Annotated in this window: 28 protein-coding genes and 1 riboswitch; of the genes, 5 read left to right on the plus strand and 23 right to left on the minus strand. The window is 29.0% G+C overall.

The annotated features are described in order from the left end of the window. Window positions 1-4 precede the first annotated feature (4 nt). From tenA to CLRAG_RS01820, 4 genes are all read right to left on the minus strand, one after another. Window positions 5-664 carry a thiaminase II gene (tenA, locus tag CLRAG_RS01805; RefSeq protein WP_065076805.1) on the minus strand — a complete coding sequence of 220 codons (660 nt, stop codon included), beginning with the start codon at window positions 662-664 and terminating at the stop codon, window positions 5-7. Between the two features lie 90 nt (window positions 665-754). Then, window positions 755-862: riboswitch (TPP riboswitch) on the minus strand. 236 nt (window positions 863-1,098) lie between these two features. Next, entirely contained in the window at window positions 1,099-1,599 is a 501-nt protein-coding gene (locus tag CLRAG_RS01810) for a TspO/MBR family protein (protein WP_065076806.1), read from the minus strand. A gap of 117 nt (window positions 1,600-1,716) precedes the next feature. After that, window positions 1,717-4,275, minus strand: a complete 2,559-nt coding sequence (locus tag CLRAG_RS01815) for a SpoIID/LytB domain-containing protein (RefSeq protein WP_065076807.1) — start codon at window positions 4,273-4,275, stop codon at window positions 1,717-1,719. A 144-nt stretch (window positions 4,276-4,419) separates the two neighbouring features. Beyond that, a complete protein-coding gene (locus CLRAG_RS01820; protein ID WP_065076808.1) occupies window positions 4,420-4,851 on the minus strand; it encodes a MarR family winged helix-turn-helix transcriptional regulator in 432 nt (143 codons plus the stop codon). A 190-nt stretch (window positions 4,852-5,041) separates the two neighbouring features. On the opposite strand from CLRAG_RS01820, the gene CLRAG_RS01825 reads away from it, so the two are divergent. From CLRAG_RS01825 to CLRAG_RS01835, 4 genes are all read left to right on the plus strand, one after another. Then, window positions 5,042-5,722: a YczE/YyaS/YitT family protein gene (locus CLRAG_RS01825; RefSeq protein WP_065076809.1), complete on the plus strand. Its 681-nt coding sequence runs from the start codon at window positions 5,042-5,044 to the stop codon at window positions 5,720-5,722. Between the two features lie 278 nt (window positions 5,723-6,000). Beyond that, on the plus strand, window positions 6,001-6,249 hold the full coding sequence (locus tag CLRAG_RS01830) for a hypothetical protein (RefSeq protein WP_065076810.1): 249 nt from the start codon (window positions 6,001-6,003) through the stop codon (window positions 6,247-6,249). A gap of 104 nt (window positions 6,250-6,353) precedes the next feature. After that, a complete protein-coding gene (locus tag CLRAG_RS21435; protein ID WP_476695871.1) occupies window positions 6,354-6,470 on the plus strand; it encodes a glycine zipper domain-containing protein in 117 nt (38 codons plus the stop codon). Window positions 6,471-6,524: 54 nt separating this feature from the next. Beyond that, the gene (locus CLRAG_RS01835; protein WP_065076811.1) at window positions 6,525-7,094 is read left to right on the plus strand and encodes a phosphatase PAP2 family protein; all 570 of its coding nucleotides are present in this window, start codon (window positions 6,525-6,527) and stop codon (window positions 7,092-7,094) included. A gap of 65 nt (window positions 7,095-7,159) precedes the next feature. Here the strand turns inward: CLRAG_RS01835 and CLRAG_RS01840 are convergent, their stop codons facing one another. The 9 genes from CLRAG_RS01840 to CLRAG_RS01870 form a co-directional block, all read right to left on the minus strand. Then, window positions 7,160-8,479: a sensor histidine kinase gene (locus CLRAG_RS01840; protein ID WP_065076812.1), complete on the minus strand. Its 1,320-nt coding sequence runs from the start codon at window positions 8,477-8,479 to the stop codon at window positions 7,160-7,162. 107 nt (window positions 8,480-8,586) lie between these two features. Then, a complete protein-coding gene (locus CLRAG_RS20090) occupies window positions 8,587-8,730 on the minus strand; it encodes a cyclic lactone autoinducer peptide (RefSeq protein ID WP_083985499.1) in 144 nt (47 codons plus the stop codon). A gap of 527 nt (window positions 8,731-9,257) precedes the next feature. Then, window positions 9,258-9,392 (minus strand): hypothetical protein, encoded by a 135-nt coding sequence (locus CLRAG_RS21195; protein ID WP_023161902.1) that lies wholly within the window; start codon window positions 9,390-9,392, stop codon window positions 9,258-9,260. 183 nt (window positions 9,393-9,575) lie between these two features. Next, window positions 9,576-10,775 carry a D-glucuronyl C5-epimerase family protein gene (locus CLRAG_RS01845; RefSeq protein WP_083985501.1) on the minus strand — a complete coding sequence of 400 codons (1,200 nt, stop codon included), beginning with the start codon at window positions 10,773-10,775 and terminating at the stop codon, window positions 9,576-9,578. Between the two features lie 127 nt (window positions 10,776-10,902). Then, window positions 10,903-11,754, minus strand: a complete 852-nt coding sequence (locus CLRAG_RS01850) for a CPBP family intramembrane glutamic endopeptidase (protein WP_065076813.1) — start codon at window positions 11,752-11,754, stop codon at window positions 10,903-10,905. Between the two features lie 201 nt (window positions 11,755-11,955). Next, window positions 11,956-13,152 carry an alpha/beta hydrolase family protein gene (locus CLRAG_RS01855; RefSeq protein ID WP_065076814.1) on the minus strand — a complete coding sequence of 399 codons (1,197 nt, stop codon included), beginning with the start codon at window positions 13,150-13,152 and terminating at the stop codon, window positions 11,956-11,958. Window positions 13,153-13,154: 2 nt separating this feature from the next. Then, a complete protein-coding gene (locus tag CLRAG_RS01860; protein ID WP_065076815.1) occupies window positions 13,155-13,796 on the minus strand; it encodes a TetR/AcrR family transcriptional regulator in 642 nt (213 codons plus the stop codon). Window positions 13,797-13,924: 128 nt separating this feature from the next. Next, entirely contained in the window at window positions 13,925-14,302 is a 378-nt protein-coding gene (locus tag CLRAG_RS01865) for a hypothetical protein (protein ID WP_065076816.1), read from the minus strand. Between the two features lie 151 nt (window positions 14,303-14,453). After that, complete coding sequence (locus CLRAG_RS01870; RefSeq protein ID WP_065076817.1) at window positions 14,454-14,828, minus strand: MerR family transcriptional regulator; 375 nt, start codon at window positions 14,826-14,828, stop codon at window positions 14,454-14,456. A gap of 78 nt (window positions 14,829-14,906) precedes the next feature. Here CLRAG_RS01870 and CLRAG_RS01875 point away from each other — a divergent pair, with 78 nt between their 5' ends. Continuing rightward, window positions 14,907-15,275: a carboxymuconolactone decarboxylase family protein gene (locus CLRAG_RS01875; RefSeq protein WP_065076818.1), complete on the plus strand. Its 369-nt coding sequence runs from the start codon at window positions 14,907-14,909 to the stop codon at window positions 15,273-15,275. Window positions 15,276-15,529: 254 nt separating this feature from the next. Here the strand turns inward: CLRAG_RS01875 and CLRAG_RS01885 are convergent, their stop codons facing one another. The 10 genes from CLRAG_RS01885 to CLRAG_RS01930 all read right to left on the minus strand — a co-directional run bounded on the left by CLRAG_RS01885 (window position 15,530) and on the right by CLRAG_RS01930 (window position 23,898). After that, window positions 15,530-16,093, minus strand: coding sequence for a GNAT family N-acetyltransferase (locus CLRAG_RS01885; protein ID WP_065076820.1), 564 nt, complete (start codon window positions 16,091-16,093; stop codon window positions 15,530-15,532). Window positions 16,094-16,275: 182 nt separating this feature from the next. Further along, on the minus strand, window positions 16,276-17,742 hold the full coding sequence (locus CLRAG_RS01890) for a sensor histidine kinase (protein WP_207644780.1): 1,467 nt from the start codon (window positions 17,740-17,742) through the stop codon (window positions 16,276-16,278). Window positions 17,743-17,763: 21 nt separating this feature from the next. Next, a complete protein-coding gene (locus CLRAG_RS01895) occupies window positions 17,764-19,107 on the minus strand; it encodes an erythromycin esterase family protein (protein ID WP_242872074.1) in 1,344 nt (447 codons plus the stop codon). Window positions 19,108-19,110: 3 nt separating this feature from the next. After that, window positions 19,111-19,884 carry an ABC transporter permease gene (locus CLRAG_RS01900; RefSeq protein ID WP_065076822.1) on the minus strand — a complete coding sequence of 258 codons (774 nt, stop codon included), beginning with the start codon at window positions 19,882-19,884 and terminating at the stop codon, window positions 19,111-19,113. A 14-nt stretch (window positions 19,885-19,898) separates the two neighbouring features. Beyond that, entirely contained in the window at window positions 19,899-20,720 is an 822-nt protein-coding gene (locus CLRAG_RS01905) for an ABC transporter permease (RefSeq protein ID WP_065076823.1), read from the minus strand. A 15-nt stretch (window positions 20,721-20,735) separates the two neighbouring features. After that, the gene (locus CLRAG_RS01910; RefSeq protein WP_065076824.1) at window positions 20,736-21,473 is read right to left on the minus strand and encodes an ABC transporter ATP-binding protein; all 738 of its coding nucleotides are present in this window, start codon (window positions 21,471-21,473) and stop codon (window positions 20,736-20,738) included. Between the two features lie 149 nt (window positions 21,474-21,622). Continuing rightward, a complete protein-coding gene (locus CLRAG_RS01915) occupies window positions 21,623-22,306 on the minus strand; it encodes a response regulator transcription factor (RefSeq protein WP_065076825.1) in 684 nt (227 codons plus the stop codon). Beyond that, a complete protein-coding gene (locus tag CLRAG_RS01920) occupies window positions 22,278-22,847 on the minus strand; it encodes a CDP-alcohol phosphatidyltransferase family protein (RefSeq protein ID WP_083985505.1) in 570 nt (189 codons plus the stop codon). Before CLRAG_RS01920 ends, CLRAG_RS01915 begins: the two co-directional genes overlap by 29 nt. A 76-nt stretch (window positions 22,848-22,923) precedes the next feature. Beyond that, window positions 22,924-23,400 (minus strand): DUF6790 family protein, encoded by a 477-nt coding sequence (locus tag CLRAG_RS01925; protein ID WP_065076827.1) that lies wholly within the window; start codon window positions 23,398-23,400, stop codon window positions 22,924-22,926. Between the two features lie 54 nt (window positions 23,401-23,454). Further along, on the minus strand, window positions 23,455-23,898 hold the full coding sequence (locus CLRAG_RS01930; protein ID WP_065076828.1) for a MarR family winged helix-turn-helix transcriptional regulator: 444 nt from the start codon (window positions 23,896-23,898) through the stop codon (window positions 23,455-23,457). Window positions 23,899-24,043 lie beyond the last annotated feature (145 nt).

A 24,043-nucleotide genomic window follows, 5' to 3' on the forward strand; every position in this document is an offset into this window, starting at 1 on the left:
GATTTCACATCCCCTCGTTATAAGCCACATCCCAGAACATATATTCATACTTGCTTGTATTTATAAATATTTCCTTTAACCTGTTAAATTTCTTTTCCGATATATTTTCTGTCAAATAATCTAACAAATCTATCACCCACTTAGTCTCCTTTTCATAATCACTAGATATATACCCTTTTATCCACTGTCCATAGAACTCATTGTCCAGTGACCCCTCTATTTTACTCAACTTTTTACCAATTAAATAGTAACTCCACATACAAGCTAAAAGAGAAGTAGTTAAATCCATTAAATCTCCCATTTGAGATACAGACAGCATATAGCTTGTATACGAAATATTTTCAATAGAAGCTTTAGCATTTTCTATTTCCTCTTTTTTAATGCCTATTTTTTTCATATAATGCCTATGAATATTCATTTCTCCATTTAATATATTGTCCACCATATTTGAGAACCCCTGCATTATGCTTTCTTCACTGGATTTTATCACCCCTAAGGCATACACTTTTGCATAATCTAAAAGATATATGTAATCTTGAATCATATAAAATTTGAATTTATCTATTTCTAAGTTTCCCTCTCCTATTCCCTTTACAAATGGATGTTCATAGTAAGAATTCCATATATCTTTTACGCTTTCATATAATTTCATAGACGTTTTCATAATAAATTTCTCCTTTTTCATCTGACATACACATTATTAATTAAAAATAAAAGGTACAAACCTCTTAGGAAGTTTGTACCTTTATTTATCAATTACGCAAAAACCTCTTCCTACGCTGGCATTAACCAGATCAGGTATAGGGTCTAAGAATTATATTCTTACTCTCAGCCGGTAACACCAGCCCCCCTGGGATACTAAATCTATTTAATTTTTACATTATCTATCCAATTTTTATATTACTACAATAACAAAAATTGGTCAACATGCTAAAGAGTCTCAAATTTAAACACATGTTATATTATAGCAAAGTTTAATCCTTATATATATCTTTAAAAACAAGAATTCACTTCTGAACGTAAAATAATTAATTTTAACATTCAAGAGTGAATATACAAAATCTCAAATATTTTCACAGTAATACCTAATTATATATGTCACTTATTTAACATCCATATTGCATAATTTAATATGCCTGCAAATGACACCCAAAGTATGTATGGTATCATTAAATAAGCTGCTGTTTTATCAATTTTACTAAACTCAAAAGTCGTCATTAAAATAAATACTAACAAAATCATCAATTCTAGAAAAGCTAAACCATATAACTGAAATCTAAAAAATATAATTGTCCACATAAAATTTAATGCCAATTGAATAGCATATAACACTAGCGCCCTCTTAACATCTTCTCCCTGCTTTCCTCTAATCCATACCCTATATGCAGCTGTACCCATAAGAAAAAATAAAATAATCCACACTATAGGAAATATCCAACCAGGTGGTGAAAACACAGGTTTAACAAGCTGACTGTACATTTCTTGATTAGACATTCCTAGAAAAGCACTAGTAGCTCCGACTCCTTCTGCAATTATAATACTTATAATAAGTTTTCCGATATGCCTTTCTCCATTTACCTTAAATACGTTACAAAGCATAAATTCACCTCCTACTGCTATTATATTTTAAAGAAAAGACTTTTATACATATGCTTAAAGCAAAAATTCATGCTTAAAAACAGGAACCTTGAAGAAATATCAAAGTTCCTGTTTTCATTAAAAGCTTAAATTCCTGATTCCTGATTTTGTTATAAGAGCATAATTTAATGAACTATACGTCCAATTCCCCACTATTCCGCTTGCTGGTATTCCTGCACTTGTTTGAAAAGCTATTACTGCACTGTTAGTTTGGCTTCCAAAATACCCTGTAGCACTAGAAATACTGTATCCCAATTTTATTAAAGCATTCTGCAATGCTGCTACATCACTACCTGTCATTCCTAAACTTAAAGGCAATGTAGCAATATACACAGGCTTATTGTTCACTGTAATATTAAACTGCTTTATACTATCATAGTTCTTTGTACTTAATCCATCCTTGCCATAAACTTTAACTGTGTAAGTCCCACTTACAGCAGGTGTAAATAAAAATGTGCTGGAAGTGCTGAAATTACTGGATGCCACTATCTTCCCATTATTATACACCTCATACCTGTAGCTCATCCCAGAAGGACTTACACCTGTGCTGTTAGCATAAAAACTTAATGCAGTTCCTACATAAAAGTATCCACTTACATTTACATTTTTGATTTGAGGATTATATACATTTAAATTCAAGGTACCTTGAACATCAAAGGTCTTTTCAGATAGTGAATCCTTAAGGTATCCTATTACTTGATAACTTCCTGCAGCTGCAGGTTTAAAACTAAAAGTATTTGAACTTAAATAACCACTGTCGGCTGCTATACTACTTCCATTCATAACTACAAACCTATATTTTGCACTGCCAGAACCATTTACTTCACTTATAGTATAATTCACAGTGCCTCCAATAAAGATACAATTTTGTGCACTAGTATAAGTCATAGTAGGTTGATCATACACTTTAACAGCCATAGTTTTCATGCCGTCATAATCCTTTGTTGAAAGTGAATCTTTCATATACACTGTTATATTATAGTCTCCTGCACTATTAACCTTATATAGTAAACTTGCATTTTTACTATAGTCTACAGTCGACAAAGTTGTTCCGTTCAAAGAAATTACATACTTATAAAGGTAACCTCCAGAACCTGACGCAGCAGTTGTATTTATATTAATAGTTTGTCCAGTTAAATATTGTGGTTTATTAGTAGTCAAATTGTTTATAACAGGATTCCCATAAACCGTAAAAGAAGATGTCTTTGTATCATCATAATCAGCTGTAGAATTTTGATCCTTCATATAAACTTGCACAGTATAATTTCCTTGAGTACTTGGTACATAATCTAGTGATGAAATATTATTATAATCTTTTGTGTATACAACATTAGTTCCATTCATTACTACATACTTATATAAATAAGTTCCACTGCCAGATGTTGCCGCTGCATTAAAGGAAATAGTGTTTCCAACGAGTAAACTATTTGTATTCTGGGTAAAGTTATTTAAGATAGCACTTGTAATGAGATTCTGTAAATATACATTTTGATAATAAAATTTTAAAATTTGATCATAAGTTTGTCCTGCACTAGCTCTATTTTTAGCTCCAATCTGACTCATTCCAAGACCATGTCCATTTCCCATTCCTGAAAAGGTGTAAGCTCCATTTACTGCATCATAAGTTACAGTATAAAGATTACTTGGCAATCCAAGAAAAATTCTTGTACGATCATTGGTTACAGATTTTGTTTGTACCACCCCTACTGCATCCTTATAAATAATATTAATGTTTGACACTCTACCACTTGAAAATTTAGTTATTGAACTTAAATCTAAACTTACAAAGGTATCTGTAGAAGCTATATATTTCTTATTTACCAAAATTGCTTGTATCTGTGCATTGGTCAATACTATATTGCCCTTAGGCCAGGGTAAATTTTCAAAGGGATCTTGTACAGATCGTAGATATGGGACATAATTTCCCCATACATTTTCACTATCTTCTGAAACTCCCCCATGCCAGGCAGAATATAAAGTCTCCACTAATTTATCATTGTATAGAAGAACTTGTCCTTTAGTTTGATCCACAGCACTAATCACATTGGTAAGACTTGAATCATAACCTTTATATGTCTGATAAGCTGGAGTATCATCAAAATCATAGCCATTAGCTGCAGCATATCCTATTCGTGATATTGCATAATTTCTTGCTGCCACTGATTGAGCCTTTAAGGACTCAATTGGACAACTATTATCCAATTCATATCCTACTACACCCTTTAGATAGCTTTCAATATCAATCATATTAATAAGCAAAACTTTTCCATTATAAAACTTGATCATAAAAGAACCTAAATACTTATTTGATACTGAACCAGAAGTTAAAGTTACCACGTTAGAGTTATTATTGGGAACTAAAGTAACCTGACTCTGTACTACTCCATTTAGTGTAATACTTGTCCCATTTATTCCAAAATTTAAAACAGTTCCAGATGGATATAATTGTCCATTTAAAGTATAATCTCCACTTAATGCAGCAGTAATAGTGGTAGAGGACATGCTTAGAAGTCCCACCTTTACATTATTAAAGTAACCACTGTTTTGATAAGCATAAGCTTTTTGTGTAAAGGCAATTAAAAACATAGCAATAAAGAGAATACATGTTATAAAACTTAGGAAATATCGTTTAAACATAAACCATCCCCCCTCCAGATAATTTAGCCTTTAGTAAAGTATCGATAGAATACTTATTAAATGGACTGGAATCTGGAGGAAAAAAAACGAAATCACACCATAGTATTGTGTGGTTTCGTCTAATATTTGTTTTAAATTGTTACTTTAAACTAATTTTTTGCAATTTTTAATACTATTCTCCATAACCTTTTCCATTAACTTTTGAAAAACGTCACATTCTATATCACTCAAATTTTCAGTCAATCTATGATGCCACTCATCCTTTATTTCTAATATTTGTGGGTAAATAGCCATAGCTTTATCTGTAGGGAAAATATTGAATGCACGTCTATCACTTGAATTTATTGTTTTAGTAATAAATCCTTTTGTTTCAAGTTGTGATAAAACCTTTGCTACAGTGCTCTTATCTATAATCAATCGTTGAGATAATTCATCCTGTGTCTGTCCAGCATTTTCACAAATACAGACTATATACATAAATTGTCCACTAGTAATTTCTAACTTTTCAAGATGCTCTGTATAAAACATTTGCGTACGGCGATGTGTCACAGAAACATATTTTGATAAATCCTTCATAATAGTCCTCCTAATTAAAGTTTCATATGCAACTTTAATTTTAAAATAAGCAAACTATTATGTCAATAAAATTTCTAATAACAGAAACAAATTGTTCTAAATATTGACACTCTATTAGCAAAATATTATAATAATAGTTGCATACGAAACTATTATTATAAATAAAACTTCTCATTAGGGGGCATTGTTAATGTCAAAACTTAAAATAATTATAAGATATTTTATATTTATAACTGGCTTATTTTTTATGGGTTTAGGAATAAGTCTAACCACAAAATCAAATATGGGAACTTCACCCATCAACAGTGTCCCATATGTACTTTCCATGATATTTCATCTTACCCTTGGACAATTTACCTTCTTGTTGAGTATTTTATTTTTACTTACAGAGATAATTATTTTAAGAAAAGATTTTCCAAAGGAACAATTTCTTCAAGTGTTTGTAGGCCCATTCTTTGGTTTGTTCGTTGATTTAGGAATGAGCATATTTCGTTTTGTAAATCCAAATATTTATATAGAAAAAATAATTGTTTTACTTTGCGGCTGTTTTGCTCTTGCTTTAGGAGTGTATTTACAGGTTATTGCCAATGTAATTATAAATCCTGGAGAAGGTGTTGTAAAAGTTATTGCTAATAAAACAGGGAAAAAATTTGGAAACATAAAAATTATGTTTGACTCCACCCTATGCATAATTGCAATAGTGATTTCACTTTTTACTTTTGGAAAAATAAAAGCAGTACGAGAAGGGACAATAATTTGTGCTGTACTTGTAGGAAACATTACAAAAATATATAGTTCTATTTTTGAACACTTTAAATATAAAAAGACTAAATATGAAACTGAGAATTATGAAAGCAGTCAGAGTATATAATATTCTAACTGCTTTTAGTTTATCCGATGACTAACCACTCTAATACTCCCGCTTCTACAAGTGGGAGTAAAGAGTGGCTACGTCCCTGGATAACGATTTCTAAGCATCAGGTAGAGTTAAAACTCCATCTGATGCCAAGAACTCTGTTTATCGCAAATTTAGCTCTCCTTCAAAATCATTTTTTAACAATATAAATTAGAAATTTATTTTTATCTACAAATTTCTAACTTATATATGATATACTATAAAAAATATTACATATTTAGGGGAGGTTCATAATGAAAAATAAAACAAAATTATTTGCAATTGGATTACTTTCAGCTGGAGCTTTAGTTCATGTTATTCATAAGGTAAGAAAAAAATCTAACTCAGAAAATATGATTATAATATCAGATGATGATTCTGATATTGATGATAAATTAAGGCTGCTTCTATCTCAGGGCAAAAAAATTAGAGCAATTAAGGAAGCTAAACATGATTTACACCTTAATTTAAGAGATGCCAAAAAATATGTAGAACAATTATAATCTATATATTAATATAGAAATTGAAAAAGCTCCGGATTTCCGGGGCTCCCTTTTTAATGTCTAACTTACACAGGTTGAACCTTAACATAAGATGTATTTAAATATTGGCTCTTGGAATAAGTTTAGGAATTCTATTTGGAACATCATTCCATAATCTTGCTTTGGGAATAGCACTTGGCTCTACTTTAGGTATAGCTTTAAGTGACAATAAAACATCTTAGTATTACAACTTTATAGTGTTAATAAGCTTTGATATATTAACAGGGAAGAAAATGATGTTATTAGCAAAAAGTACTTATAAAAAATACAACCACTTTTTATCGTTAACTATATTTATATTTTTAACCTTATGGTTTGCTTATATGTCTATTGGTTTTGTATATCTTGGTTCTGTATCAAAAATAGATTTCTATAAAATGGAGCTATTTCTTTCATTAAGCATGACTATTTCCTTTATAATATTTATACTATATCCAAATTCTCAATTTCCCAGACCAAGTGTACCAGGTAAAGATATTTTTTCTCGGCTAGTTAATTTTATTTATGACCATGATGGCACAAACAATGTATTTCCAAGCATTCATGTTTGTAATTCCATTGGAGTTCATATAGGATTAATTAACTGTTATAAATTAAAAAATAAAACTTTAATTAAAAATTTATCACTTATAGCTACTCTATTGATATGTGCTTCTACAGTGTTTATAAAACAACATTCAATTATAGATATTGTTGGAGGAGTTATTCTTGCTACAATAATTTACATATGTATTTATCAAATACCAAAATTATTTATGTCTTCACTAAAAATAAGAAATTTAAAAATTGAAAACAAAAAATACTAATTCGATATCTATAATTTTCACAGATAAATAATAGAGCTATCTTATGTTATAGTTCCATTATTTATTTATCCTCCTATCTTAAATTTCACTAAAAACTTAGTGATTTCAGGACTACTTTCCACATATATTCTTCCATTATTTTCTTCAACTAATTGCTTAATAATATACAATCCAAAGCCGTGATCACTTTTCTTAGTGGTTTTTGTGGAAAATCCTCTATCAAAAATCTTTTTTCTCATGTTCTCTGGAATGACATCCCCATTATCAGCTACTTCAATACAAAAATCTTCATGTTCTGTAAAAGTACTGACGGCTATCTCCTTATAATCTGTATATGACTTAGATTGAAATGCTTCAAAAGCATTGTCTACCAGGTTGCTTATTATACTTATCAATTCATTCTGTCTAATTTTTATCAAATCAAAGGGTTCATCAATCATTACTTCAAAGTCTATATTATTTTTCATGGCATAATTGTTTTTGATAGATAGCAATCCATCTATGTAATCATTTCCCGTATCCAAGTATTTAAAAGTTGATTGTACGGTATCTGAGATTTTCAACACATAGTCATTTATTCTTTCAACAGTATTAGGCTTGTTTAACAAACATAATCCCTGTATAACATTAATATGATTTCCAAAATCATGTTTTTCCTGCCTTATTATGCTAATTATTTCCTCCATGTTTTTAATTTGGCTTTCTTTAACCTTATACTTAGCATTTATATTTACAAGTGTTTGTTTTTCTTTTAAGTTTTTGAATTTAAAAATTAAAAATATGAAATATACAGTAAAAATTAAGATATTATAGATTTGTATATTTTTTATATTAAGAATACTAAAGTTAATACAAAATGCAAAGAGAGTAACTACTCCTGATTCAATTATTAAATTAGAAAAAATGACCCCTTCTTTTTCAAATATTTTGAGTTTAACAAAATAGGAATTAAATTTAAGAATCATAGCTACAATAAAAACTTGTAATACTTTAGAAATTGCTATCATGATTTTAGCATATTTAGGATCTAAAATAACTTGATTTAAATCTACATTATATGCAAACATTTCAATAATTTCAATAAAAAATTCTGTACTAAAAATTACTGTAAAAAATAAACAAACTATAACCGTAGAATCAAATATTCTTATTTTTGTAACCCAAGCAAGTAATAAAATATCAAATATTACAAGAATGAGTGAATGATAAGTCAAGGAGATATGAAATGTACTCCAATAAGTTCCCAAAATATACAATGTGCAAAATAGTTCTGCTCTAATTTTATTTTGAATTATAAATTTTTTCTTATCATATAGCGCTTCAAAAATACCTAAAATAAGTAAAGCTTCTATAGTATCTGATACTATTTCTCTTATAATAATCATATTTTATCCTCCTTTGCTTTTAAATTTAATTTTTTATAAATGTTGCAAATTAATATTTTTATAAAATTTTTAATCACAACATTTATAAAAAATCATAAATTAGTATATTACTTTAAAAGCTCATCAGGACATTGGGGTTGATGACCACAACCTGCTGATGCTGGAGTTATAACTAATGCTGCCAGAAACAAAGACAAATAACCTACCATTTTCATACTTTTGTTTAAGAAATTCTTTTTCAAATTTTTCATTTTTCATATACCTCCTATAATGTTTTAATTTATAAATTCTACAATAATTTAGATTTTCCTGCTATATATTACAAAAAAAAATAGAAATAAGAAAATTAATTTTCTTTTTGTAAATATTTGGTATATGAACTCTGTAATAAAATGAATTTCAGATCAAATGTTTATACATTAAATTAAACACATATTGATGATAGGCTATATGATAAGATATGACGTGAAAATACTCCAATAAAAATTTTGATAAAGAAATCGGATTTGTAATTTATGATAATGAAGGCTTTAGCTGTGGAAATATGGACATGCCTCAGTTTCAGCAAATGATAAAAAATGTTAAGAATGATAAATTTGATGCTCTAGTATGTTACTGACTTGACCATGCAAGCATAAAGGAACAGTTTGATACAAGTACCCCTATAGGTCTGTATTTGCACAATTAAATTGTGAAACCATTGCTGAATGTGTATGTGACAATATAATTGAACTAGCAAAAACAAACCGTTGGTTAAGTGGACCTCCTCCTATGAGATTTAACTCTTTTTAACAGAATTATATTTGGATTTAGTTTTATCTTCAGGATTTATATATTCAAAGTCTCCTTGTGAATTTTTTCTTATTCCCATCTTTTCATATTGCTTATCTTTAACTTTACGCTTATTAACCATTAGTATCACCTCTGGCTTATTATCTATAATAATAAGCCATTATATTCAAGCCAACTTTTATATCCTTTTTATTCGATTTTTATAAAATAATTTTCTTACATGAATTTCCGTAAGAGGAATCGAAGCTAAAAGTAAACTTACAGATATCATAGATGAAACTCACAAATCAGTAAAAATATTATTTTATATCAGTGTAACATAACTATTCCATAGATCTCTCATATCCTTAAAATACTTGTCTTTGGTAATATAATATATTGTGTCAAGCTGCTTTACATGTACGGAATGATAGTATCCTGCACTATTGGGGTTGGAATTGTTTGTTATATAGTACAAATCATAACTTGTAAAACCTCCAATATCGTAGTAAGGCAAAATACATTTAAGGCTGTCAATTCCCTTATTAAAATACTCATAGGCAACATTGGAATAGTACTTGTTTTGAGCTTCTTTAACGTGCCACCAATCATATAATCCCATTAAAGTGAAAATATATCCATTTAATGTATAGGAACTATTAGTATTTACATATTCCTGAAAAAATATCTTGTTTTTTAAATTTGTGTCCAGCGCCTCCAATGTATCCATTACACCTCCTTCTGAAACAGGTGTAATAAGATATTTTAGAGCTTTATTTCCGGCTTCTACATATTTTTTATCTCCCGTTACTTTAAATGCCCTTTCAAATACACTTAAAGCCTGACCTTGAGCCATACTCGATGTCCATCCCGGCTTCAAGTCCTCATAGTGATTGTATGCAAAATTATATTTTAGAGCACCTCTTTTATCCATATAATTAATTAAAAAATCAGCACAGTTTAAAAAACTTTTTTTTGTATCATTTCCATTTATATATTTGCCATACATAGACAATGCATATAATTCCACTGATACAGGATTATAACAAAACTTACCATTATATTTACGCATAGGTATATTATTTGCATCTAACTTAAAATCATCACAATTTTCATCATTATTCTTTTCACAATCAAAATAGCACTTATAGGGACTATAATAATGACTTAATTCAACTGAATATCCATTTAACTTATACTCCTCTTTTGATTTAGAAACTAGTTGAATAAAATTTGGACAATATCTATATTTTGTGGAAATTGGTTTTTTTACCTCAGCTAGTTTCTTATAGACAAGTATTTCATTTTTAATATGCCTTGGTGCCTCACTTTTTAGTATTGAATTATATCCTTTAATTGCAGAGTGAAATTTTCCTAAAGATTGATATTTCTTACTTGTAGAAAGTGCTTCGTCAAACGTAACTTTTCTATTTTTACTATTCAAACGTACTGAGGCATGCCCTATATTGCTGCTAAAAATAATTATAATACTAAAAATTAGGAATACTTTTTTTACAAATTTCATCAATTTTCTCCTTTTTAAATCAAATTTCTAATCTCTAATATTATTTTTCAAATGTGTAGTTTTTATTAAAAATTTATATATATTACACTATGAAACTAACCCTTTATTATACATTTTTTAATATTCATCAAATTCTAGGTACCTTATCTAAATCCTTACATTTACTTACTTTTTTTAATCCATAAATTATAAATACAACTCCTAAAATTGTAAGGGAAATAACTACAAATAAATTTTGAGTCCTATTCATATACGGTACATATGCAAGTACAAACGCAATACTATTAAATAACATATGAGAATACATACATAGGTATATTGACTTTGTTTTCACATAAACATACCCTAGTAAAACGCCTAGTAAAAAGCCATTAATAAATTGGATACCATTTAAATGGACTATACCAAATAATAAAGCTGATACTATTATTGAATTTTTACCTGAATATTTTTTTAATAGCCCTCCAAGTATAACTCCTCTAAATACAAATTCCTCCATAGCAGGTCCAACAATGCAAACATATATGATAAACGGCATTTGAATAATTTCACCAATAGATTTCAACATAGATTTAGGCATTAGTATTTTACTAAAAGGATCAAGCACAAAAATCACTAAGTTATTGGAAATAATTCTAAATCCCACTATAGCTACAGTTGCATAAAAAATATTTCTTATAGTAAATTTTTTATAAACTTCTTTTAAAAAAAGATCCTTATCTGACCTAATTATATAAAGTTTGTAAAATATAATTGTAGTTGCAGCAAGTATCATTAATGCCATAATTGTATTGAGCATAAACATCTCTAATTGAGATTTGTTATTTATAGAAAAAACTCTTGTAAAACCTCCTATAAGACACAGTATAATCCCATAAATAATTGCAGCACCCACAGCATCCTTAACAGCCATTTTTTCAAATTCTAATGATTCATTTTCAATATTAGATATAATCTTAAATGGATTTAAACTGTTCACAAGTATCTCCCCCTCCAATTAACATATTCTATCCACAAATATAAAAAATTTTGTAATTAAATTATACTACTCATAAATTGATAAATATGTAAATTTTGCTAATTGCAATTGAAGATTTACCAAAAAATAAAAATGCACCTATAAATGTCAAAATAAGAACATTCATGGTACACTCTTTTCTTAAAATATATATTCCATATTCTAATGTTTTTTATTTAAGATTGTTTCAATCCAGTTAAAAATACGTTCACCTGCAATTAACTTAGCTCCAACCTGACAGTGTTCTTCAGCACCTTCTTCTTTAGTAAAAAGCATAAAATCCTTTTTACACTTGAGATTATCATAGAGAAGTTTTGCTTGTCCTTTAAAGTATCCTTCATTTTCAGTATCAATAACAAGTGTAGGACACTCAATTTTTTCTGCTGTTCCTTTAAGGTAATAATTTTCTGTTTTTAGGAAGCACTCAGCAGGCGTTTTTGCATCAAATACATACATTGCATTTGAAATTGACCACTTAATAGCTGAACTTTTTTTCATCTCTTCATACATAATGTTATTAACTTCTTCTGGATTATTACGCACATATTCGAAAAAACCTTCCCTTGAAAAATTAGAAGGTCTCCTGAACCCCATGAAATCATATACCCCTCCATTAGCAATGCAAGCTGCTATACGTTTTTCATATGCTGCCGCTCTTGGGGCAAGATATCCTCCAAAACTTTCCCCCATAAGCACAATACGATTTGGATCTATTTCTTTTTTTGAAATTAGATAATCTATTACAGGTGTTACAACTTTTTCATAATCATATCTAAAGAATAAATGCTGCTTTCTGACAGCTTCTCCCTGTCCAGGACCTTCAAAAGTAAAAAAGTTCATACCCCTTGCTAATGCTGACATTGCTATTCCATAAAATTCTTCTTTAGTTCCATCAAATCCATTCACAAGAACTAAAACAGGTTTTTTTTCATCTCCTTCATGATAAAAATGTCCTGGAAGTGTTGTATTTTCGTATGGTATTTTAACAGCTTCTATAACAGGTTTGCTTAATTTCATAACCTCGGAAAAACATTTAATACCTGAATCATACAGTTCATTTATTCTTGGATCATTTGGATTCTCATGCAAATAAAATTCAGCTGTCCTATAATAGTTAGAAGCTCTGAGATATGCCTGCTTTGCGCTAACCAAATGGCCTTCCAAATAGCATTTGTCTGCAAATTCATGAATTCTCTTTGCAAGTTTAGTCCATTCCATGCACCAGCTTTCAAAATCTCCTTCTACTATCTTGTTTGCAGTTGAAATAACTTCTCCTATATCAGAAGCCCCAGAAGTGGCTCCTCCAAGAAGTCTCAGTACCTGAAATGAAAATTGGTCATCTTTAAAAATTACCTTCATAATTAATTTTCTCCCTTCACTAATTGGTCAATATCGGGTATATTTAAAATTCCTTTATGTACTCCTAATATTCTTTCAGCTATATCTTCAGCAGCTTTAGCCTTTATTTTTAAATCTTCAAGATTTGTATGGAAAATTCCAGGATCAAACATAAATCCAGTAGCTACTAGCATATACTCTGCAGCTTCTTTTGGATACTTAGTATTAAATGCTCCCTCAATTACTCCCTGTTCTATAATTGAAGCATAAACAGGTATTAGTTTATTTATAGAATTTATAATAAACTTTTGGTGAACTCCAGCATTTTTTTCAGTATGAAGCTCTAAAAGCAAATCATCTTGTCTTCTATTTAAGTTAAATTCAATTTTTGCAATTAAATTTAACTTTTGAATTGCATTTAGATCTTCTCGTTTTTGAATATCAATAATTTTTCCAACTCTTTCTTCTGATAAATTTTCAAGTACTGCAAGAAAGACATCCTCTTTGGACTTATAGTAAATATAAAATGTACCTTGAGCTATACCTGCTAATTTTACAATGTCACTTATGACTGTCTTTTCATAGCCTTTTTCTCTAAACAGCCTTTGTGCTGCTTTTAATATATCTTTTTTCCTCTCTTCTGGTTCTTTAACTGTTCTGCTCATTTTTTTCTCCTCACGTTGAATGACATCATTCATTAAATATATAATATCACAATGAATGATGTCATTCAATAAAAAGTTATATTTAACTACACTATGTTAAATATAGAGCAGTTAAATATAACTTTAATTTAAAATGTGCCTCCCTTTAAAACATTCATTAATTGCAATAAGTCTGTTTCATTAGCACCTTGTTTTTTTACCTTATGGTCGATAGACATATGAATTTTACCTGATAAAGCAGATAAGCAGTATTGTGCCGCATCATACCCTGTTAAATTTTGCGACGATTTTTGCTTTTCCATTTTATCAATAGGAATTTTACTTATTAAATGCTTATTATTACTTTCATCTACTACATATGTACAATAATATTTTCCTACCTTTTCTGATATAACTTGTTTACTTTTTTTTGATTTCTTTGTATCATTACTGTTATCTTTACTATCTGTTACTGCAGGATAGGCATAAGAATTACCACTAGAAATACTATTTACAGATGAACTCATTTTTATACCTCCTTAATGGAATTTTTATTATATATTGTATATTATAGCATATTATTTTCTAACCTTGAATAGCAATGCCTTTGAGAAATCCTATGCCGATCTTATTTAAACGGAAGGTATAAGAGTTACTAATGGGGCTTTGCAATATCTTTTACTTTAAAACCTTAGTTTTAGCTATCATTTTCTTATATGTATTGATTTTTTTCTCAAGATGCAGTATATTCTCTTCTATTTTACTTTTTTCAAAAGTTAACCTGTCCATTTGCTCTTCTAATAATTTTAATCGTTCTTCCAGTGTCTTGTCTCCTTCATATCTCAATTTAGAATAATATTGTATATCTTTAATTGGCATATTTGTTTCTTTTAGACGAATTATAAACTTTAACCACTCTACATCTTTTTCACTATATATTCTTCTATTAATCTTGTTCCTCTCAGGATAAATTAAACCAAGTTTCTCGTAATACCTCAATGTATCAATACTTAAACCAATCTTTTTAGAAAACTCTCCAATATAATAATTCAATTTGATTCCCCCTATTGACATGGAGTTAACTCCATCATATATGATAATACTATCATGAAATTAGGAGGTATTTCAATTATGGAAAATAGATATGAAAAAGGAGTAAATAAGCTTAATGAAGTTGATGGAACAGGTGGAACAGAAGTAGTAGAATCTCTTAAGGATATTGCTCCAGACTTAGGAAAATACATTATTGAATTTGCTTTTGGAGACATTTATACCAGACCAACATTTGACTTAAAACAGAGAGAACTTGTTACTTTATCTGCTCTAACTGCATTAGGTGGATGTGAAAAACAACTAAAAGTTCATATTAATGGTGCCTTAAATGTTGGAATAACAGAAAAGGAAATTATAGAAGTTTTTCTACAGTGCATCCCTTATGTTGGTTTCCCAAGAGTCCTAAATGCTGTTTCAGTTGCAAAAGATATTTTCTTAAATAACTAACAAATGAGAGCCTAAAATCCTTACAAATAAGGGTTTTAGACTCTCATCCATTTCTAATTTAGTTTCTCTTGTCATGATAAACAGAGTTCTTGGCATCAGATGGAGTTTTGACTCCACCTGATGCTTAGAAATCGTTATCCAGGGATGTAGCTGCTCTTTAATCCCACTTGGAGAAGTGGGATTATTAGAGCCGGTAGTCATCGGATAAAAATAACTACCTACTGCTAAATAAATAATTCTTTTACTATGCACTTTTATTTGAATTTTTTGAATTCATCCTTTAAAATTGAATAATAAAGCCTATCAATATATTTTCCATTCTCGTAAAAAAAGTCCCGGGATGTGCCCTCATAGACGAATCCACATTTTTCAATTACTCTACGAGAAGCAGTATTTATTGACTTATGACATATTTGCACCTTATGTAAATTTATCCTATTAAATCCGTATTGAATAACAGCTTTTGTAGCTTCAGTTGCAAGTCCTTTTCTTTGAAATAGTTCTCCAATACAGTATTCAATTTCTGCAAAACGATTGTCTGTATTCATTAGGAAATATGCAATCTGTCCTATACATTCATCCATTCTTCTTAATATAATAGCCCATCTATAATAATCCTTTTTTTCATAGGAGCTTATATATTTATTAAGAAGTTTTTTAACTTCCTGTTTTGTTGTATAAATTGGCTCACAGTACATGGATTGAATTTTAGGATTGCTAACCCAGTATTTCAACATATCTTCGTCATCTGTATACTCAAATCTTCTTAAAATTAACCTTTCCGTTTCAATCTGTATAGTACCAATGTGTGTTAGCATAAATGTAATTCCTCCTTACATAAACAGAGTTCTTGGTTTCAGGTGGAGTTTTTTTCTCCATCTGAAACTTAGAAATCGTTATCCAGGGGCGTAGCAGCCGTTATCCCCCACTTTATAAGAAAAGCAGATATCCCAAATCTTTGATTTGGCGATAGTCGCTTTCACTGTGTGCGATGGGGGTATTACGGCTGGTAGCCATCGGATAAATTTATAGGTATACAAATTTTGACCTCAGCTCCACCTTCATCATTATTTTTAACTTCAACAGCACCACCTAATTTATCTACCAAAGTTTTGACAATATAAAGTCCTAAACCTGAATGTCCTTTTTCCTTTGACCTGGATTCATCCCCTTCATAAAACTTTTTAAATACATTTTCTAAATCTTTTCTTGAAAATCCACATCCAGTATCGCAAACAGAAAAAATCACTTTATCTGAATTTAACTTTAAATTTAAAGTTATTCTTCCATCTTCTTTAGTAAATCTTAAACTATTGGAAACTAAGTTATCAAGTATTTCTGATAATACATAAGTATCCACTTTTATTAGATCATTAGAGCTTCTCAAATCTTGAATATTGCATACAAACTTTATTTTTTTACCCTGTGCTAGTACATCATAATCCATACCTTTTTCATTTATATAAGCTATTAAATCACATTCACTATCACTTAGTTTAAAAGTTTCATTTTCAATCTTAGTTAGTAAATTTATCCTTTGAACTTGATTGGACATTCTATCTATATTTCTGTTTATTAAATTTAAATATCTATATAGCTTGTCCTTATCTAATTTCTTACTTTCTAAAAGTCCCTCTACATGCCCTTTTATAATTGTAATGGGGGTTTTTAAATCATGTGCAACATCACTTACTATTTCTCTTCTCTCTTCTTCCATTTTCCACTGGTTTTCTAATGACTTCTTTAAATCTACTCTCATATCCTCAAATGACTTGCAGAGTTTTCCAAGTTCATTATCATTTTCATAACTTATCTTAAACTCCAAATCCCTAACTCTTATTCTTTCTGCAGCTTCCATTAACTGTTCTAAAGGTACATTTAATTTCTTGTTAAATCTACGACCAAATAATATGCTAAATAATATGATATACACAAATGGAGAAAGTACTACAAAAGTATCTGAATACCTAGCAATAAAGTTAAAGTTAGAATTTTTAGCACTACTTCTTATATAATATTTTAATATAACCATTCCTTTTAAGTCTTTGTTATCTATAATAGGGATAGACATTATAATTTCTGGATTTATCCGTCCATTAATTTTGGTTGTTTGCTCTTTACTTATAGGCACTTCTGATGCAATAGACTTTTTAAAATAGCCATAAGAAAGCCTACCAGTTGAATCTACTACTTCATATTCAATACCAACTGTAGGTATTACTTTTTCAAGTTCATTTTTAAAATCTTTATTTAATATTTTATCCTTATTCTTATTTATATATTGTTTTATTCCAGGTACTAAATCACTATAATAACCTGCTCTTAATATTACTCCTTTATTAATAAGAGAAATATCCAATATTAAACCTACTATGGCAAAAAAAATGCTTAATATAATCACCAAAATCACTGAAATCATAAATTGTCTCTTAAAAGTTATATTTTTTATTATATTTAATTTCCCCATATGTAATCTGCTCCTATATAATTAGTTAGGCTCTGCACTACTTGTAGTATCTACAAATATCAATCCATCATATCGAAGGTCTAAAATTTCAGATTCAAAACTTTCATTTTCTCCAGAAAAAACAGCACCTATATCATGACAATATTGAGGTTTTGATAAAATGTTTTTTGCATATTTATTTTTCTTACAAGTGTTGAAATCAATGGAAAAAATAGGATTTACCTTAGAGAAGATGTATGCTGCTGAATTTTCTTTTACTGCTTTTAAGGTACATTTTCCATTAACTGCTTGTCCATTTTCCTTATTTGTATAGTTGGCTCTTAAATCACCTTTATTAAACTCAAAGCCAATAACATACATTTTGTTGCCATACATATCATATAAATTTGAGCCCATTCTCTTTACATTTCCTTCTGGATAATCTGAATTTGAACCGCCAAACTTGTCTATTCCTTTTGACACATGTAGATTATGTGCCCACAGCATTATCTTGCTGTCTTCTCCTTCATGGTCTAAAATCCACTTTACATTTTCCGCCATATATTTATCTCTTTTAGTTTCTTTTTGAAAATCACTGCCTCCTGTGCCGAACATATCATAAAACTCACATATGACATTTAAATTTTGCATATAAAGCTCATATTGTTCTTTTGAAGACCTTTTTATATATTCATCTTTGTTTTTTTCAAAAACATTTTTTATCTCCTTAATTCCATCAATTGGAAGCTGCTTTTTTACTCCATAATCTAATGTTTTGTCATTAAACTTTGAAAGCACTTCATGTACACTTAATTCATAGGATGGATCAACTTTTCTTAAATAATCTATAACATTTTGAGCTGCTGTATGGCTGGACTGCATGTCAAAACCATAGAATTTAATTTTCTTTTCATGTGTTTTATTATATTCCTTCATCCATTCTACCATATCTAAAACTTCCTTAGTATCCCAGGTCCAAAATCCTAAATTTTTTATAAGCTTACTCGGGTCGCCATTACCATTTAAAATGTAGTCATTTACTGCCATACAGTCAGGCTGTGAAGCTTCCATAGCAAAAACATTATAACCCATTTCTTCCACAAGGAACTGAAACATTCTATGTTTCATCTGAAAAAATTCTTTAGTTCCATGGGTAGCTTCTCCCATAGCAACAATTCTTTTATCCTTTAATATAGGTTTTAAAGGCATTAAATCTTCAAAACCACTATTATATTTTACTGTTTTTAAATTTACCGCTTTAGTTTTAAAAGCCTGTACAGCTTTATTTGATTTATATTTACTATATTGGTTATTGACTCCAATACCTATTAGTATAAATATAAATGCACAAATCACTATAATTACAATTTTTTTCAATAAAATCACCTCCTAATAAAGATAATCTTTCTTTTGCCATAAAAATATACTTACAAGTAATCCCCCAAGCAAGGTGCTTATTAAAGTAATGTAAAAACTCATAGGAGCTGTATTTGATAAAACATGAAAACCATATTTTGTAGTTTTATCTAAAAACTCAAAGGGCTTTATATATAAGCTCAAACCTACAAGTGCAGCTATAACAGCTAAAATTGAAATTATAGAATTACTTATTACTAATCCAATAATGCTTGATATTGATAAGACACATAAAGCTATTATAAATTGTATAATGAAAAATTTAGCAGTGTATAAAAGTGCTCCAGACATTGAAAATTCCTGTTGTATTTTATAAAACTTTACACTTAATGCATTAGGCATAAACAGATATCCGAAAATTGTACTTATTATAAACGCTATGAACATTAGTATAAAGGTAGTTACAGTTAAGGCTGCCCATTTGCTTACTATAAATTCATATTTTTTATACGGTCTTGTTACATACATTCTAAAAGCACCTATGGATTGCTCATAGTTGATTGAAGATATAAATAAAATAGGCAAAATTAAATATATTAGTTCTACTCTTATTTCATAAAATGCAAAAGGTGAAAAATTAAGTCTGTTCAAATCTACATTATAATCTACACCATCATAGGAGCCCTGTGGACTTATATACCTAAATATACACATTAGTATTATCATACCTAAATAAAATGCTAATAGTAATTGGTTTCTTCTATTCTCAAAAATTCTTTGAAATTCTGAAACTATTAATCTTTTCATATTCGTGTTACCTCCTAACAATAACAATCTTGATCACTAAATAAACTATGTGCAATTAAATAAAAGACAATTATGTGAAAAGCAATGGATGTAAATATTATCCCCACTTGCTGAGGCGTTTGTGCCAAAAGTGTTTCTATCCCTATATATTGAATTCTTGTAATAAAAGAAAAGTACAAAATGTTATATATTTGAGAAGTATTATCCATAAGGAAGGAAAATATCTCTGGTAAAATTATAGACACAAGTATAAATGCTAAACTAGCTGAAAGTGCACCTATAGTAGTTTTACACATCATTGATATACATATAATAACTGATATAACAGCAGCTAAAACTAAAAAGGAAATAACATAGTATTTTGTATTGTAAATCATACTTTCATTTATTGTAAATTTATTTGAATAATAAGGAAACTTAACTTCCTGTTTTGGTAAAGCTAAATATCCTAAAAAGCTGCTTAAAATAAAATTCGTAATTAAAAGTAAAAATACTGTACTCAACGTAACTAGATACTTTACTTTGAAAATTTCACTAAAAGAAAAACTTCTTAGCATTACCATTCTCATTTGCCCTTCTCTATACTCACTGGTTACAGCCATGATAATAAGAAGGATTACTATAACATCAAAAACCAATATGCTTTCGTTTCTTAAGATTACGCTTGGAAAATTTAAGCAAGAAACATATTTAGGGCTATTTAGAGTAATTAAAGCATCTATTTTAATATAGTGTTTTATAGCAATTATAATTGCCAGTGGTATTAGCATAAATGAAATCCAAGTAGATTTCCTATTCCACAATCTTTGCCATTCACTAATAAATAATTGTTTCATAATCACATCTTCCTCCTAACATCCACTTACTAATTTTATAAAGGCATCCTCTAATCTGCCGCTTTTGCCCATGGATTCTAGTTCATATTTACTTCCCTGCCATACAAGTTTTCCTTTGTTTATTACTACAAATCTATTGCAAAGCTGTTGAAGTTCATCTAACAAATGGCTCGATATAAAGAAGGTTATTTTCTTTTCTTTTTGGAGCTTAAATATAAGTTCTCTTAAATCTCTCATGCCCATTGGATCAAGTCCATTTGCAGGTTCATCTAAAATAATTACTTCTGGATTGTTTAAAAGTGCTTGTGCAATACCAAGTCTCTGCTTCATTCCTAAGGAATAAGTTTTAACTTTATCTGAGCCTCTATCTTGAAGATCTACTATCTTTAAAACCTCCTCCACTTTTTCTTTTTGTTCAGACTTTGACATAGCTGGATTTAACATAGCTAAGTTCTGAAGATTTTTTCTTCCTGACATATATGGAAAGAATATAGGCTCTTCAACTATTGCTCCAAGTTTTAATAATGCAGTTTTTCTTTCTTTGACTACATTAGCTCCATCTATAGTTACTTCTCCTTCCGTAGGTGAAATTAGATTTGTTATTACTCTAATCATAGTAGTTTTTCCTGCACCATTAGGTCCAATAAAACCACAGATATCACCTTCATAAACATCGAAGGAAATATTCTCCAATATGGTTTTTTCCCCTATTTTTTTGCTCACATTTTTAACTGCAATTTTTTCACTTGACATAAATTAATGCCTCCTAATTACTAATACTTTTTAAACACAAGGTAATTATAAGAGGCAATTTTAAAGTTTTCTTAAAGTTTTAAATTATAATTATAAACTTTTTATATTTATTGCATAAAAATAGACTAAACCAGATTTTGGGCTTAGTCTTATTTTTCCCACTTATACCCTACTCCCCAGACAGTAGAAATATATTCTTCTTCAGGATCAAAGTTTTGAATCTTATGTCTTATCTTTTTAACATGCTCCGCTACCGATGCTGAATCTCCTTCAGCATCATAACCCCATACTTTCTCATATATCTGTTCCTTTGAAAAAACTTGTCCACAATTTACCGACAAAAATTCAATTATATCAAATTCCTTTTTAGTTAAAATTATTAACTGGCCATTACAGTAAACTTCTCTATTTCTTAAGTTTATACTTACATTTTTAAAGTATAAATTGGCCTTTTCAGTATTATTTGCGTTTCTTTTTTCCCTTCTCAAATGAGCATGTATTCTTGCTTTTAATTGTCTTAAACTAAATGGCTTTTGAATATAATCGTCTCCACCAGAAGCAAGCCCCTTAACTATGTCTCTTTCTTCTCCTTTAGCAGTTAAAAAAATAATTGGACAGCTTACTATATCTCTTATATCATTACATACCTCATATCCATTTTTACCTGGCATCATAATATCAAGTAATATTAAATCTGGATAAAGCTTTATTTTTTCCAGGGCTTCTTCACCACTAGAGGCAGTAAAAACTTCATAATCATCTTCCTCCAATGAATCTTTTAAAAAAGATATTATATCTTCTTCATCATCTACTACTAATATTTTTTCTCTCAATTTTTATCACTCCAATAATACTTTTCCTATTTATTTGTAATTCACTTGAAAACAAATTAATCAATAATTCCTCACTAGCAGAAATGCTTGCAATAGTACAAACTATATACATAATCATATTTGATTGCACAAAGGCAAGTGATATTATAAATGCAAACAGTATAAATCCTGTAAACTTGTTTCCATAAGTATGAAGCATTTCAAAAGTTTTATACTTTATAAATATCACTATCATTGATATTATTTTAATTATTGCTATAATGAAAACCCAGATGATAATTCTAATTGTCAGTTTAATAACTGGATACAGTACAATTATTAATACCAATATCATTATAAAATCTCCAATAGAATCAAGGTTATCACCTAGTTTGCTTGTGGTATGTGTTTTTCTTGCTGCATATCCATCAAGAACATCAGTAATTTGACAAGCAACAAAAATTATAAAAAATGGTCCACTCAAAGGTCTTACAAATAACATCATAATTGCAAGAAATATTCTTAAAAGTGATATATAATTTGCTATTAATCTCAACAACATCACCTCATAAATTATTAATTTATCTATAATCATTTTAACAACTTTACTATTTTTTAGTGTAACAGTCTTTTTTTCATTACACAAGAATGATAAACATAGGAATAAGTAATTCTAGTACAATTGAAAGATTAGTGATGGTAACAAATACTTCTGTAGAATTTTTATTTTTTCGAATCATATGCTGCATAAATGCCAAAAAATAGAACAAAATTCCTAAAGATGCTGCTGTATATCTAAAATTAGAAACCAAAAGTGATGTTATTCCAATAAGTCCAAAGCAGATATTTGCAAATCCAAGTTCCCTTACAATAGGAAATACCTTTTCATCCGTGATATTAAATATACCTTTCGCCGTAAATGCTGGATTTAAAGACTGCTTTAAGCCCGCTGTAAAAAGTCTAAGTCCTACTCCAAAGAAAATACACCATTTAAGTACTACCTGTACAATCATTGTATTCTTAAAAATAAATACATCTATAATAATACTAATTAACGGTAAAACATAAAAAAATAAAATTACAACTATTTTAAAAAATCCAAATTTTCTTTTCATCATTTTCCACCTCTTTATATATGTTTAGTATCTAAACATAATGAATAAAAAAATTTATTGTTTTAGATAATTTTCAAGTTGAGCTAAGAGATTTATTAAAGCATGCTGAGCCTCCTTAGAATATTTTTTTAGAATATTGTCAAAATCTTCATACATTTTTTTATGATATGTATTGTGTGCTTCAAAAACTACTTTACCTTTTTCAGTAAGAGTTAAAACGACCTCATTATCAGTAAGCGGAGAAGGATTTTTAAATACCATTTGCTTTTTCAAAAGCTTATCTAGACATTGAGATACTGCCCCTTTAGTTATTCCAAGCAATTTTGATAACTTTGTGACATTTATGTTTTCATAGTTTCCAATTGCCTCTATCATATGAAGCTCACTTCTATAAAGAGTAGTTTCTTTATCAAACTCAATTGGCTGCCTGCGAAGATCCTGATATTCATTAAAAACCCTCTCAAACTGTTCTATAATTTTTGTAATTTCTTTATTCATAAGTGTCCTCCTGTTTATCTACTAAACAGAGAATACTACTTAATACCATATTTGTCAATACTGTTTTTATTATAACTAAGTTATCTAGCATTTCCAACTTTTTTATTATATTTCTTCCAAATTCCTCAGCTTTGCTTAAATCTTT

This window comes from Clostridium ragsdalei P11 (assembly GCF_001675165.1).
GTDB lineage: Bacteria > Bacillota > Clostridia > Clostridiales > Clostridiaceae > Clostridium_B > Clostridium_B ragsdalei.